This window comes from Gluconobacter sp. P5E10 (genome assembly GCF_018812145.1).
Lineage (GTDB): Bacteria > Pseudomonadota > Alphaproteobacteria > Acetobacterales > Acetobacteraceae > Gluconobacter > Gluconobacter cerinus.
The window spans coordinates 556,447-570,818 of sequence record NZ_JACRVZ010000004.1 but is presented as its reverse complement, the minus strand read 5'-3'; the positions used below and the strand labels follow the sequence as shown (position 1 = coordinate 570,818).

Genomic DNA, 14,372 nt, shown 5'->3' with positions numbered 1-14,372 from the left:
AGTGACCGTCTGTTCCAAAATTATTTTTGAGAGTATTAATTTTTTGAGGCGCTTCCTAATCAGGGCACGCGCCCCGAGCACCCTAAATGTCTTCGCCTTCCCCGATAGGCAGGGCCAATAACTAAAAATGGGTAGAGTCTAAAAAACGGTTTCCGCTTTATGTACGTTCCCGTGACGGCCTTCACGACCGAGAAGACGGCGTAATCTGACGGCAGTTTGCTTCACGAACAGCATATTCGCTTGACGGGGTAGTGATCCATTTGTCCGTCTTCCGAAAGGAATGCGGCGTGCTCGGACTGTGCTTGCACCACCAGGAGATGGTCAAACGGATCACGATGGTGCAGAGGCAAAGACATCAGGATCTGCAGGTGTGCGGGCTGTATTTGTAGTAGCGAGAAACCTTCCCCAGGAATGGCTGCCAGAATATCGTTCATATCCGCATCCAGCTTCCCGATACGGATTTTGATCGCAATCTCCCATAATGACACGATACTCACCAGAATATCGTGGGCCGGATCTGCGATGATCTCTCGTGCATTCTCACCCAGCCGGTCGGAGTCCGAAAGCCACCAGAGCAACGCATGCGTATCGAGCAGAACCTTCACAGGTCGCGTTCCATGCTCTCAAGAATGTCCGGTGGTGTCTCATCAAAATCTTCGCTCATTCTGATCCGTCCTCGAAGAGCTCCTGGCTGACGGCGGGGGCGATAGGAAGGAGCCGGCGGCCGCAATTCAGCGACAACCTCATCATGAGACGTCACGAGGATCGTACTGCCCTGTCTGACCTGACGCAGATAAGCTGTCAGGTTTCCCCGGAACTCCCGAACACCGATTTTCTGTGGGGCTGGTGCGTTATCTGAAAGATGCTGACTCATGGTCTTCTCCTTGTGTGTCATCATAGCATGTACACAGAAGGAGAAGGTAGAGAATTCCCGAGGCATATTCGATTTCAGAGATCCGTGGCTTCCGACAATGCCAGAGCGTCCTCGACGTCCACCCCAAGGTATCGAACTGTACTATCCAGCTTTGTATGGCCCAGCAGAATCTGCACGGCTCGGATATTACCGGTTCGTTTGTAAATCATGGCAACCTTAGTCCGACGGAGCGAATGAGTTCCATATTCCCCGGGGATAAGTCCTATCGCCTGAACCCATTGATCCAGAAGCCGGGCGTATTGCCTTGTACTCAGATGAGCTTTGGCACTTAAGCGACTGGGAAAAACATACTCATTCAGACCACCACCGCGATGTTCCAGCCACGCTCGCACACTTTCCCGCGTTGTTTCTGTAATTTCGAACTGCACCGGTCTTCGGGTTTTCTGCTGGACGACCATGGCTCGATGACGCACCTGACCGCTGGTAACGATGTCGCCGATACGAAGGCTGACAAGATCGCAGCCCCTGAGCTTGCTATCGAGAGCAAGATCAAACAAAGCTCTGTCTCTGACGCGCTGTTCGCTCCCCAGCCAGAACCGAATAGCCCAGACGTGCTTTTCTTTGAGTGCCCGCTTGGCGCCAACCATTTTTCCTGCATTCCAAGGCACGGACGCCTTCAGCGTAGGTGATGGAAAACGCGTTTTCTTTTCCATGATACTTTCTCCTGATCAGCTGCAGATGCAGCAATCAGAAGTTTGGACGAGGATATCGGCGGATAACGAGGACTATTGCAGACCGTCCGCTTTCCGGAAACTTGAACGGCTCTGCTTATGACCGAGATGTAGGCGACTGCGGCCTGTCTGCTCCTGCATCACTGAGCAGACAGGCGGATCAGGCGGGGATTCCTGCCAGTCAGCTTACGATCGGCGAATGCGGATACCGGACATTCGCCTTATGGCGAGACCGGGCGAGGAATGGACTGTTGGGGATGGCTGCACCACAACAACCAGCAGACTTTGATTAGCGGGACAATGTAAGCGGAAACGGTATTCGGAATGCTGGCAGCAAGCCCGCTATTCGAATATTAAGGTGTGATGAGTAACCGCGACGAATTCTCCCCTAGGACAAAGAAGGCGGTCGCGCTTCGCGCCAATCATCATTGTTCGTTTCGTAATTGCCCACAGCCGACTTCAGTGTTAATTTTCACTGAGAACTGACCCGGGTTTTTCATCAGGAATTGACCCTGCCAGATGCTATTTCAGGCATAGTGAGGCGGGCGGTCAAGAAGAGGCTCTGTCCTTTCTGTTTTTTGACGCAGCGGTACTGGCGCGGAACCTGTAGCTGTCATTTCCTGTCTCGAGGATATGACAGTGATGGGTCAGCCGATCGAGGAGCGCCGTCGTCATCTTCGGGTCACCAAAGACATCCCCCCATTCACTGAAGCTCAGATTGGTTGTGATGATGACACTGGTGCGCTCGTAGAGGCGGCTGAGCAGATGGAACAGCAGGGCGCCGCCAGACGCGCTGAAGGGGAGATAACCGAGTTCATCAAGGATCACGAGATCCAGACGGAGCTGCCGGTCGGCAATCTGCCCGGCCCGGTTGGCGGTTTTTCCTGTTCGAGCGCATTGACCAGGCCGACCGTTGACCAGAAGCGCGCCTTCTTCCGGTGATGGGTAATCGCCTAGATGGCCAGCGCGGTCGCCAGGTGGGTTTTCCCGGTTCCCGGCCGCCGATCAGTACGACATTTTCAGCACGCTCGATGAAGTCCCCACCATGGAGCTGGCGGACCATGGGCTCGTTGACCTGCGTATCGGCAAAGGAGAACCCGGACAGGTCCTTATAGGCGGGGAACCGGGCGGTCTTTGTCTGGTAGGCGATGGAGCGCACTTCGCGTTCGGCCAGTTCCGCCTTCAGGAGTTGTGAGAGGATGGGGATGGCCGCCTCGAAGGCAGGTGCGCCCTGCTCTATGAGGGCAGCCGTGGCCTGGGACAGGCCATACATCCGCAATCCACGGAGCATGACGACAAGTGAAGCGGCGGCAGGATCATGACGCATGGCGGCTGTCTCTTCGCAGGATGTCATACCGCCCTGTATCGGCGCGCGGTTCGTGTTCGAGCACCAGGGCCTGTGGGGCATCAAGCCGGGGAACCACGGTTCTCTTGGCATCGATCAGGCGATGAAGCGTATTGAGAACATGGGTCTTGGTCGCCACGCCGTCTTCAAGTGCCAGTTCAACCGCGCAGAGGACAGCCTGCTCATCATGCTGCAACACAAGGGCCAGGATTTCAGCCATTTCCCGGTTGCCTCCAGGCCGCCTGAGCAGTTGATCCTGCAGGGTCCGGAAGGCAGCGGGCAATTCGGTAAACGGCGCGCCATTGCGTAGGGCGCCCGGTTTGCGCTGGATGACCGCCAGATAATGCCGCCAGTCATACACCGTGCGGCCTGGCACACCATGCGAACGCGTGATGATCCGGTCATGCACGCACAGAACCTGCCCTTCGGCGATAATGCGCAGCCTGTCGGGATAAACCCGCAGGCTGACCGGACGATTGGCAAAGGAGGCCGGCACGCTGTAGCGGTTGCTTTCGAACTGGATCAGGCAGGTTGGTGAGACGCGCTTGGTCTGTTCGACAAACCCGTCAAAGGGACGCCCCGGCACCATGAGGTGAGGACGCTCACTGGCATGGACCTCGGAGACGCTGTGCGGCAATTCAGCATGCTGCAGCCGTTCCCAGCAGTCCAGGCAGCGGGCTTCCAGCCAGGCATTCAGCACCCCAGATCAGGAAAGGCAGGCAGATCCTGCCAGATATGGCGTCGAGCATCCTGCACAGTCTTCTCGATCTGCCCCTTCTCCCATCCTGCTGCCGGATTGCAGAAGGTCGCCTCGAACAGATAATGGCTGGCCAGGGCCATGAAGCGCAGATTGACCTGACGTGCCTTGCCAGAGCCAATCCGGTCCACGGCGGTTTTCATGTTGTCAAAAATACCCCGCCGTGGCACGCCACCGAGCACGCGGAAGGCCTCGGTAAGCGCATCAAAAAGCATCTCGTGGGTCTGCAGAGGATAAGCCCTGAGTATGAAGGCCCGGCTGAAGGACAGTTTGGTGTGGGCAACTTGCAGCTTGACGCGATGCCCGGCAATTATCGCCCAGTTCTCGCCCCAGTCGAACTGGAAGGCTTCCCCGGGCTGGAAGCACAGGGGCACGAAAACACCCCGACCCGTTGTCTGGCGTGCCTGGTGCTGTTCGTGTTTCCATTGCCGGATGAAAGCGGCTACCCGTCCGTAGGACCCATCATAACCCAGTGCCACAAGGTCTTCATGCAGTCGTCGTGCCGTGCGCCGGTTCTTGCGGGATCGGGCGGCTTCCAGGACCAGCCATCCCCTCAGCCTGTCAGCAAACGGGTCCAGTCGGCTGGGACGTTCGGGTACCTGGAACCGCGGTTCAATACTCTGTGCCCGGAGATATTTCCGGATCGTATTGCGTGACAGTCCCGTCCGGCGTTCGATCTCGCGGATCGGAAGATGATCCCGGCAGTGCCACCGACGGATCACACTCAGAAGCTCCATGTCAATCACTCCTCAAACCCCCAGCAGATGCTGCCGGGGAGTGTGAAGGCATGGGTCAAATCTCGATGAAAATTTCCGCCCTACCCGGGTCAGTTCTCAGTGAAAATCAACACTGTGACCTACCGGACGACGAACTGGCCTTCCTATAACGCGGCGCTGAAGAAACGTGGCTCGCTGACGGTCTGGTTCGATCCGGCGATGAGTTGGGAAGGCTTGCCGACCGGGCGCCGGGGGCGTCGGCGGAGTTACAGCGATGTCGCAATCCAGACCTGCCTGACGCTGAAGGTTCTGTTCGGCCTGGCCCTGAGACAGGCAACGGGCTTCGTCGAAAGTGTGCTGTGCCTAGCTGGACTGACCTGGTCGGTCCCGGATTTCAGCACGCTGAGCCGCCGTCAGAAATCCCTGGCGGTCGATATCCCGTATCGCGGCTCGGGTGGGCCGCTTCATCTTCTGATCGACAGCACTGGGATCAAGGTCGAGGGAGAAGGCGAATGGCACACCCGCAAGCATGGTGGTTCGAAACGCCGGATCTGGCGCAAGCTCCATATCGGGATTGATGAAGGATCGATGGAAATCCGGGCTGTGGAGATTACCGGGAACGAAATCGGTGATGCGCCGGTTCTGCCCGCTCTTCTGGATCAGATACCCGAAGACGAGGTCATCGGCAGCGTCACGGCCGACGGGGCTTACGACACAAAGAGATGTCATGAGACCATCGCGGAACGCGGGGCCCAGGCCATCATTCCACCTCGGAAGAACGCAAAACCGTGGAGCCCCACGTCATCTGGGAGCCATCGCCCGGAATGAAGCCCTTCAGGCTTCTGAACGCTTCGGACGGGTCATCTGGCGGCGGTGGAGCGGTTATCATCGGCGGAGCCGTGTCGAGACGAAAATGCACTGTATCAAACTTCTGGGCCAACGCCTGGCTGCGCGGGACTTCGACCGTCAGATCACTGAATTTCACGTCCGCGTCGCCATACTCAATCGTTTCACCGCGCTCGGAATCCCCCTTTCCCAAGCCGTCCGGTAAGCAGTAGCCCCCCAAAGACCTCATCACGTCCGCACATCGAATTTTGCAACAGAGCCAGGACAATCTATCATGTTGCTCTCTCCTTCCTCTAGCACCCCGACGGCTGGATGCTCTGTCGTGCGCTCATTTTTCGAGCCAACACCGGACGACCTCAGCCTCTATCGCGAACTGAGCCTGCGTCTGCGGGCTCAGCCGCCCAGCTCCTTGTTTCGTTATATTCCAACACCGGCGGGGCAACACCTGACCCGGCTTGGCGACTGCGGAACCTGGGCCTGGGCGGCAGTCATCAAAGCGGCCATGGCGTGCTGGAATGATCTGCCGACAGGAGGGAAAATTGCTGAAGATGGGACGCAGCTCAACTCCACGCCCGAGCGGATTGTCTGGGAAGCGCTGCGTCCGATCATCCCATCCGACATTACACTGGACGTCGAACCTCACATCCAGATCGCGGCACCGGCACTCTTCTTCTCCGATCTGGGGATCCGGTTTCAGGACCGGGTTCGGTATGTCGAGGTTGCGGGATGCTGCGGTCGAGACCGGGTCGTGCGCAATCCCTATGAAGCCCGGCTTCTGGAAGGGCTGGATCGTCGGCTGGGTGCTTACAGGGCGTATGGTCTGGAAGCACCGGACGTGTGGTGGCTGGATAACCTGATCGACCCCAATGGTCTCAGGCGGCGCTTTCTGGAAATCGTGGCTCAACTCCGCAGAAGAGCGCCATGATGGAAGGCGTTGTTCATCTGCCGCGCTGGCCCGCCGGACGGATCTGTCTCGTGGACATCACGCCAGCCGCGTGGGAGGTGCCGTATCACGGCGCCTCCATCACCCTGTGCTGTCGCGAAGGCTTCTTCGAGGACGGCGCAGGAATGACGTGGCTCACGGACGTTACCTGTCGGTCGGGACAGCTTGAAGAAAGTCTCGATGAGGACGGCCGTCCTTATCTGACGATCAGTGACAGGCTCTTTCGCAGTTTGATGCCTGTCGGACGCCCGGTGCCTCTGGTTCTGGCAGGTTATCACATGAGCTTTCTGAGGCGCATACTGGGTGGGCCTCATGACCAGCCTCCTTTTAATCTGTGTCTTTACCGGGGCCTTCGGCAGCTTTGCCCCTGGGTGGCCGACTTCGGACTGCAGCTATCCGCCATCGAACTGGTACCGGAAAATATTCCGTTGATGACCCGCTCCGGGCCGCTGGCCCGGTTCGCCTCTGCCGAAACCCTGCTGGATGTCTTGCTGGCCAGACTTCCAGTGAATGGACTGGTTGCGATGTCAACAGCCGCGGTTCCTCCGCCACCAGAAGAAGAGCCGCTAAGTGGAATGCAGGGATGGCACAGCATGACGACTGACCGCGTTTTTACAGCAGACGAGTGAAAGGAGACCTGACAGCCTTTCCCTTGAACGCCTCCCTCTGCTTTCAACGGCAGAGGCGACGGTTATGGCGGCCCTCTGACCCCGACCATTATGCCCTGCTCAAAACCGAACTGATCCAAAAACCCGGCTCATTGCGATCTTTCGAAGCCGCCGAATACTCGGCTCTCGAATGGGCGGATTGGTTCAACAACCGCTATATCCTCAGTCCATCAGAGAAATCACGCCAGCTGAGCCCAAATATCAGTTTTACGCGGCCATGGATCCAATTCCTATGATCGCGTGATTTGTGGGATCAGGTTTCCGCCAATCCCGGGGCGGTTCACTGTCTTCCGATCGGCTTTCCCGACCAGTCGTGTGACAGCGAATTTGTTTGTCCGGTCAATAGCAACGAAGAGATACAGCTTGCCTTCAGCCGTCTGGACTTCGGCAATATCGATGTGAAAAAAGCCAATCGGATAGCGTTTGAAGCGCTGTCGTTTTGGCTTGTCTCCCTCCATGTCCGGAAGCCGTGAGATCTCGTGACGCTGAAAGCAGCGATGCAGGGCCGAACGTGTCAGATGGGGAATGCTGGCCTGCAGGGCATAAAGACAGTCATCCAGCAGTAGCAACGTATGTCGACGAAAAGCGACTGCCATGGCTTCTTCGGTTTCTGTCAGGCTCGTTGAACGAGGCTCTTTAGGGCCAGTTTTCTGAGCTTCGACAGTCTGGCGCCTGCGCCATTTTGCAACTGTTTTCGGGTTGATCCCGAATTCCTTGCTCAGCGCCGCGAGCGAAGCCTGCGATCGCTGTAGTGCTGCTCGCACGGCGTGCGTGGTCGTGGCGCTGCCATGACGGTTCTGTCCCATAAGGCTTCCTTCCACTCACGTGAAAATATCACACCATCAAATCCCGGGACCAAACACCTAACATGACCGAAATAGATGTTTTCTTGAAGCCAGTCCCGCTGCGCCAGTTGCCCACACCAGCGTATCGTAACAGGTCAACTGAAGACGTTCCGGTCGGTTGAAACTTGGCATCAGGTTCTGTTCAACAAATTGACGCAAGACGGCGGCGAAAACGCCATGCAGCAAGTCATCATCAATCGCAACGATAATGTGACGCGGATCCAAGATCTGGATAAGGCTGGCCGCAGCATAACCGAGACTGTTGGCGGCAGTGTGCAGGATGCGAAGTGCTTCAGGGTCACCTTCACGCGCCTTTGTGGAAATCAGATGAATATTTGACGGCAAACCGACCTCTCGGGCGCGGGTTTTTATGGCCTGAGATGAAGAGACCGTCTCCAGACAGCCTTTGTTGCCGCATCGACACGGACGCGGCAACTCCTGTGACAGACTTTGGGCCACGGGAAGATGCGCAAGTTCTCCGGCACCGCCATATTCCCCGTGATGAACCGAGCCACCGATCGTATAGGCAACCCCGATACCATCCCCCACCGCCATGACGACAAATGCCGGAATCTGACGCATGCTGCCAAACATGCTCTCGTAAACGGCTAAAGCATTCGTGTCATTCTCGACAAAAACGGGCAGTCCGACTTCCTCTGAAATGGCCGCACTGACGTCAAGATTCTCCCATCCCAGAACCGATGACGTAATACAGACCTGCTTATCCATCGAAACATAGGCAGGGAGCGCCACCCCGACCGCCTGGAAATTCGTTTCCGGCGCACACTCATTGCGGAGAGTCGTCACGGCATCGCTGATACGGCGGATGGTCGTTTCATAATCATCTCCGCGCTCGAAAAAAGTTTTGGCGAGAATGGTACCGTTAGGATCGATAACGACTGCGGATGCCTCCCGGTTATGCAGGCTGACCCCGATGAAGGATGCATATTTCGGGTGAAGCCGCAGCAGGGATGAAGGACGGCGCCCACTGGGAACAGAGGCATATTCCTCAATGACCCCCCGTGACAGAAGCTGACCAGTAATGACGGACACCCGTCCTTTGCTCAGCTTCAGTGCAGAGGCGATATCCGATCGGGTCATGCCCCCCTGCCGCGCGAGAAGCGCCACGATGTTTCGTGCGATGCCGTCGAGGAAAGCTGTTTCATTCATGGCTTTTTGCTCACCAATAAGTTCTCTAAGAAATTTATTTAGAGGATATAATATCTTATGGGAAATTAATTCGAGATCGAATATGTGTTGAATCCGGAACAATCCTTTCTGAGAATGAGGTCTTGTCATGCGGCCTATAAAACGACGCCTACTCATTGCGACAAGCTGTATTTCAGCAATGAACGCCAGTGCCTCCTTCGCGGCGACGGACACGAAGCATTCTCACAAGGCACCTGTTTCCAGGACTGTCAGTCCGGGTCAGAAAAGCAGCATGCCTGCAGGCTCCAGAAAGCCTGCGGCCCGGTCGCTTGAAGCAACATCCGAAGAAGCCATGACCATTCATGCCGGCATTGCTTCAGCAAACGGGGTGACGAATACGACGCCAGGCGGTGGCATGATGGCTGTGCAACGCGTTCCACGCTCGCAGAGCACGGTGACCCGGGACTATCTGGCGAAACAGTCCCCTACAGCCAACATAAACGAACTCATTTCCGCTATGCCGGGCGTTGCCTATCAGAGCCAGGATATTATGGGGGCAACGGGTGACGCACTTTCGATGCGCGGAATGAATGAGACGGAAGTGGGGTATCTGTTCGAAGGAGCACCGGTTGCCGACGCCTTCAATTACGAACCTTTCACGTCCACTTATGTCGATAACGAAAATATTGGCAGTATTACCGTGGCACAGGGTTCACCTGATCTGACGGCACCGCTGTATAATACCGTGGGTGGACAGATTTCTGCGAAAATGATCGACCCGTCCCACAAAATGGGCGGATATCTTGATCTGATGGGCGGAAATTACTCCGTTAACAAGGAATTCGTCCGCTTCGATACCGGCGACATCGGACATTCAGGTATTCGCGGTTTTCTGTCCTTTTCCAATACGCATGGACATATGGATCGTGGTTTTGGCGTCTTGCAGCGCTACCATACCGATGCAAAATTCGTAAAGGAGTGGGGCAAGTCGAACTCGTTCGGGGTCGTTTTCAGTTACACGCGCCTTTTCTGGAATGCTGTCCGTCGGCCGAACATGAGCCAGTGGAACGAGTACGGACGCAGCTTCAATTTCAATGAAGAATATACACCCGGCGATACGGCTTATTACAAGTTCCAGACCAAGAACCGGAATGGCATAACGATCGTAGCGCCGCTTCATCTCGATTTGGGAAGGGGGCTATCCTTCAACGCGACGCCGTACTTCGTTCTTCAGTATTCACCCGCTACGGGCGCTTCAAATCTTTCCGCAGATGGCAGTTATTACGGAACCGAACCTGCAGGACCGCTCAACCAACCCTATACGGTGAATGGTAACGTCACGGCCATGGGGATCGGTTATTACAACGCAAAGAACAGCGGCCTGACGACTTCGCTCGACTGGAAGCGGGGAAATAACACACTGTCTTTCGGATACTGGTATTCCTACGCCACACACTGGGAAGAAAATTCCTATTCCACGGTAGATCTGAACGGCAATGTCGCCAATATGGATGGAAAATATCCCATCATCCTGCAAAATGGCAAAGTCCTGAGGGGTTACAACCTCAACCTGATGCAGCAGACCAATGCACTGTTTCTGTCCGATCGACTGGATCTTCTGAAGAACAGATTGCATCTCGAAGCAGGTATCAAGGCGGCCATGGTCTCGCGTCAGGCCACCGAAGACATGCCAGGCGCCGACCCGTACAAGAGTGTGAAGAATTATTTTGAGCCGCTTCCACAACTCGCGGCCAGTTTCGACGTCACGCAGCACGATCAGGTCTATTTCAATGCGACGACGGCTTTCCGCGTTCCGGGGAGCAGCGAGACACAGGTGCAGGACTTCGATCCGTCCTCCTCCACTGCCGTTTCGCAGCCAGGCTCACTTAAACCCGAATATACAATCGGTGAGGAAATCGGATTTCGCCATCACGGCCTCTATAATGTGTCCGCGTCTTTGTTTAACCTGAATCTGACGAACCATCAGGTTACGTCCAGTGGCTATATTGCGGGCACAACTACGCTGATCGACCAGACGATGAATGTGGGAGGTGAAACCGTAAGGGGCGCACAGGTGGAATTCGGCCTGCACCCCTGGCATCACTTCAGCCCCTACGTCTCCGGCCAGTATCTGGATGCGCGTATCGACAACAACTATCAGGTCGGCAGCGACTACCTCCCGACAAAAGGCAAAACCGCCGTACAGAGCCCGCATTTCACGGCATCTCTTGGACTATCCTATGATGACGGACGCTTCTTCGGGAATTTCCAACTCCGGTATCTGTCCTCCCAGTACGCGACGTTCATGAACGACGAAAAAATGCCGGGTTACGTGGTGGCCAATACGACTCTTGGTTACAGAATCGCCCCAAAGCTCGGTGTTTTCAAACATCCCCAGATCCAGCTGAACGTGCAGAATATGGGCGGCAACAATTATCTGTCAGGTATTGCCGGGGTCACTGCCAATGCCCGCTCGTACAAAGGCATCTATGGCACGACCATTTCCGGAAGTTCTCCCAATTACAATGTCGGTTCGAATTTCGGCATCATGGCCTCCATTTCGACCGGTCTGTGAGGGTGGCCATCACGTCTTTTTTTGCATTCTTACAGTCATTCCGGCGGCCGCAGGCTGCCAGAATGAGCGGGGCCATCAATTCATGACTCTTATCGGTACAGCGCGTGATGTTTCCATCGTTGAGACCCGGTCTGATCGTTCGCTCGCAATTGATGTTGATCGGGGCCTGACGATTGCTTTTATGATTCTGGTCAATGACGGCATGGATGCGGCCCATACGTTCTCGCAGCTTCAGCATAGTCCCTGGAACGGCATGACCCTGACAGACATGGTCTTTCCGAATTTCCTGTTTCTGATGGGAAGCGCCGTAATTTTCGCGATGCGACGACCTTTACGCGAGCAGACACCTCATGCGGCAATCCTGCGACGCGCAGCACGCAGGGCCTTGGTCCTTTTTGCGATCGGACTCCTGATCAGTGTGTTTCCAACGTTCGGCTGGGCAACGATGCGGTATTTCGGTGTCCTCCAGCGCATTGCCATCTGCTATTTTGTCGCAGTCCTGTTTTACCTTTACGTCAGATCCTTCCGATCCATCGCCCTCACGGCCGCAGGGCTACTGCTGCTCTACTGGATCCTGTTGTGCAGAACGCCGCTTCCCGGACTGGGATGGCCGGGATCGGATATTCCGTTGCTCGATATTCATGACAATCTTGCCAACTGGCTGGATCAGGCCTCTGTTTCCATGACGCAGACCCTGTTTCATACCGGGCGCCTCCATCATGGCTTTCGTGATCCAGAAGGGCTCCTGAGTACGATCCCGAGCCTTGCTACAACTCTGTTCGGGCTGATGGGCGGCCTCGTGATGCAGAACCGCGACAGCAGGCAGAAGGTGCGGCACCTGCTCTGGCTGGGCAGCACGACACTCATCGCCGGTGCGGGGTGGTCTTTCATGTTTCCCCTGAACAAGAACCTCTGGACCAGTTCCTATGCGCTGGTATGTGCAGGCGCATCATTCCTGTTTCTCGCAGCCTGCATTGAACTGTTTGATATCCGTCGGATCCAGGAGCGCTTCCGTCTGGCTCAGAAAATGTGCACAGGTGCCGTCATTTTCGGTTCAAACGCCATTGTCGCCTATGTTTTCTCAGAGCTTGCCCACGGACTGATGACGACGCTGAGCGTGTGTGAAGGCACAGTTCCCGTCACGTTATGGCAGTGGAGTTATGACCACAGTTTCGGACTATTCGGTGCGGGGAAAACTGCCACACTGGGCTGGGCTGTGACCTATGTGGGGCTGTGTTTCGTGCTGAACCTGCTGCTCTGGCGGCGACGCATTTTTCTGAAAATCTGAAGATGTTCCTGACTGGAGATATTGCGTCCATGTGCTCGTTACGATCCCGCCGCTCCCTTGCGCTCTCCCTGTTCCTTGGAGCCAGTGCGATGATCCCGCTTCCGGCATGGAGTACTCCTGAAACCCGGGCCGCCAGTGATGTCCGTCAGAGCTGGATTTTCCACGAGGCCATGGTCTCCATGGACGGTCTCTATGATCCTGCTGTTGGCCTGCTGCGCGGCACGGTGCTGAGCTCGTCGCATCCGGTCTCGCATCCAATCCGGGAAAGCAGCTGGTATGCGTTTGGGCTCATGATGCGTCACGGCCCCACCGACCAGCAGCGCGCAGAGCGTATTATGAACGTCATTCTCGACAATCAGTATCCGGCGTCTGAGGGAATGAAAGATGAGGCTGCATGGGCCGGAAGTTTCCGCCGTTCTCCCGACGAACCCCTGCCAACGGAAAAAGCTGTTGCCTGGAATGAATATGATCCCAACTGGCGGGAATTCATCGGTTCAGAGTTCGCGCTGATGTTGCATGTCTTCGGGGGCCGCCTTACGCCGGACCTGCGCAGCCGTCTTCATGAGTCCATTCATCAGGCTGTGCAGGGCGAGTTACACAACAGACGTCTTTCCCCATCCTATACGAATATTGCGATCATGTTCGGGCAACTGCTCGATGAGGATGCAGTCTACAGACACGACAGAGCACTGGCGGCTATCCGGGACCGATGGATCCACGACACGGTGGCCATCTTCCATCAGCACCAGTCTTTCATGGAATATAACTCGCCAACCTATTACGGCGTGGATCTGTTCGGGCTGGGCCTGTGGCGGCGCTATGGATCGACCACGGTGATGCGTTCAGAGGGAGAAGACATTTCCCGACATCTGTGGACGGACATCGCCGCATTTTACAGCGCCCCGATGAAAAACCTTTCCGGTCCTTATGACCGTGCCTATGGGATGGATATGGAAAGCTACGTCGCGTTACTGGGGGACTGGATCGGGACGTTCGTGCCACGTTCGAGCGCCCCGCTCCCGGCGACCATGACAGTTGAGACCCCTCATCTGGCGGATCTGTGGTTTGCGCCAACATTTGTCTTTCTCAAGGCCACACTGCCTTCCGGTCTCAGAAATGATTTTCTGACACTCCGACAGTCGCATGACGTAACACGACGGATCGACAACAGCCGGAGCGTCAGTGCCCGGGTGGAGCGGGACATACTGCTCGGCGGGGAAACAGCAGATCAGCAGCGCGGCGTGGATAGGAAATCGCAGTATCATCCGCTCGCCGTGCAGTGGCGGGCATCCTGCGGACATATCAGCACCCTCCGGATCTCCGATACGCCGGAAGCAGACGTCATGATCCAACAGGATGTAGCCCGAGTATCCTGGCAGGGGCATGTGACATTCGCACTGCATGATCCCTGTCCGGACACGCTGAAAATCAGCAATACCCTCTGGATTGCGGGCAATATGCGCATTCAGGTCCAGACCGATGCAAGGAAAGTCGGACATACCGGCGATCAAAAAGACGTCGTGATCCGTTATGATGTGGGCCATTTTTCCAGGCTCGTGTTCACGCTCGCCCAATAGCTCCATATGCCCTGCGCACAGCGTGCAATGTCGTACATTCCCTCTCGCTTCTGCCTCT

General features: G+C 56.1%; 9 protein-coding genes and 4 pseudogenes. 6 read left to right on the top strand and 7 right to left on the bottom strand.

Going from position 1 to position 14,372, the window contains the following annotated elements; genetic code table 11:
- Positions 1 to 221 precede the first annotated feature (221 nt).
- The 5 genes and pseudogenes from KP707_RS11260 to istA all read right to left on the bottom strand — a co-directional run bounded on the left by KP707_RS11260 (position 222) and on the right by istA (position 4,444).
- Entirely contained in the window at positions 222 to 605 is a 384-nt protein-coding gene (locus KP707_RS11260) for a type II toxin-antitoxin system VapC family toxin (RefSeq protein ID WP_215751745.1), read from the bottom strand.
- Positions 602 to 940, bottom strand: a complete 339-nt coding sequence (locus KP707_RS11255; protein WP_215751746.1) for a type II toxin-antitoxin system Phd/YefM family antitoxin — start codon at positions 938 to 940, stop codon at positions 602 to 604. The genes KP707_RS11260 and KP707_RS11255 overlap by 4 nt, the downstream gene beginning before the upstream one ends.
- An 8-nt stretch (positions 941 to 948) precedes the next feature.
- A complete protein-coding gene (locus KP707_RS11250; RefSeq protein WP_063902821.1) occupies positions 949 to 1,587 on the bottom strand; it encodes a tyrosine-type recombinase/integrase in 639 nt (212 codons plus the stop codon).
- 567 nt (positions 1,588 to 2,154) lie between these two features.
- A pseudogene (gene istB / locus KP707_RS11245) lies at positions 2,155 to 2,932 on the bottom strand (IS21-like element helper ATPase IstB).
- Positions 2,922 to 4,444: pseudogene (gene istA, locus KP707_RS11240) on the bottom strand (IS21 family transposase). The pseudogenes istB and istA overlap by 11 nt, the downstream one beginning before the upstream one ends.
- Before the next feature lie 99 nt (positions 4,445 to 4,543).
- Here istA and KP707_RS11235 point away from each other — a divergent pair.
- The 3 genes and pseudogenes from KP707_RS11235 to KP707_RS11225 all read left to right on the top strand — a co-directional run bounded on the left by KP707_RS11235 (position 4,544) and on the right by KP707_RS11225 (position 6,841).
- Positions 4,544 to 5,474 (top strand): annotated as a pseudogene (locus tag KP707_RS11235) (IS5 family transposase).
- Positions 5,475 to 5,591: 117 nt separating this feature from the next.
- Positions 5,592 to 6,194 (top strand): hypothetical protein, encoded by a 603-nt coding sequence (locus KP707_RS11230; protein WP_338125642.1) that lies wholly within the window; start codon positions 5,592 to 5,594, stop codon positions 6,192 to 6,194.
- Complete coding sequence (locus KP707_RS11225) at positions 6,191 to 6,841, top strand: hypothetical protein (protein WP_211497515.1); 651 nt, start codon at positions 6,191 to 6,193, stop codon at positions 6,839 to 6,841. Before KP707_RS11230 ends, KP707_RS11225 begins: the two co-directional genes overlap by 4 nt.
- 329 nt (positions 6,842 to 7,170) lie before the next feature.
- Here the strand turns inward: KP707_RS11225 and KP707_RS11220 are convergent.
- Positions 7,171 to 7,686 (bottom strand): annotated as a pseudogene (locus KP707_RS11220) (IS481 family transposase); the annotation flags it as partial.
- A gap of 57 nt (positions 7,687 to 7,743) precedes the next feature.
- Positions 7,744 to 8,895, bottom strand: coding sequence for an ROK family transcriptional regulator (locus KP707_RS11215; RefSeq protein ID WP_215751748.1), 1,152 nt, complete (start codon positions 8,893 to 8,895; stop codon positions 7,744 to 7,746).
- Positions 8,896 to 9,166: 271 nt separating this feature from the next.
- Between KP707_RS11215 and KP707_RS11210 the strand changes: the two genes are divergently transcribed.
- The 3 genes from KP707_RS11210 (at position 9,167) to KP707_RS11200 (ending at position 14,314) form a co-directional block, all read left to right on the top strand.
- The gene (locus KP707_RS11210) at positions 9,167 to 11,449 is read left to right on the top strand and encodes a TonB-dependent receptor (RefSeq protein ID WP_249196958.1); all 2,283 of its coding nucleotides are present in this window, start codon (positions 9,167 to 9,169) and stop codon (positions 11,447 to 11,449) included.
- A gap of 82 nt (positions 11,450 to 11,531) precedes the next feature.
- On the top strand, positions 11,532 to 12,737 hold the full coding sequence (locus tag KP707_RS11205; protein WP_211497513.1) for an acyltransferase family protein: 1,206 nt from the start codon (positions 11,532 to 11,534) through the stop codon (positions 12,735 to 12,737).
- Positions 12,683 to 14,314, top strand: a complete 1,632-nt coding sequence (locus KP707_RS11200) for a hypothetical protein (protein WP_215751749.1) — start codon at positions 12,683 to 12,685, stop codon at positions 14,312 to 14,314. Before KP707_RS11205 ends, KP707_RS11200 begins: the two co-directional genes overlap by 55 nt.
- Positions 14,315 to 14,372: the final 58 nt, after the last annotated feature.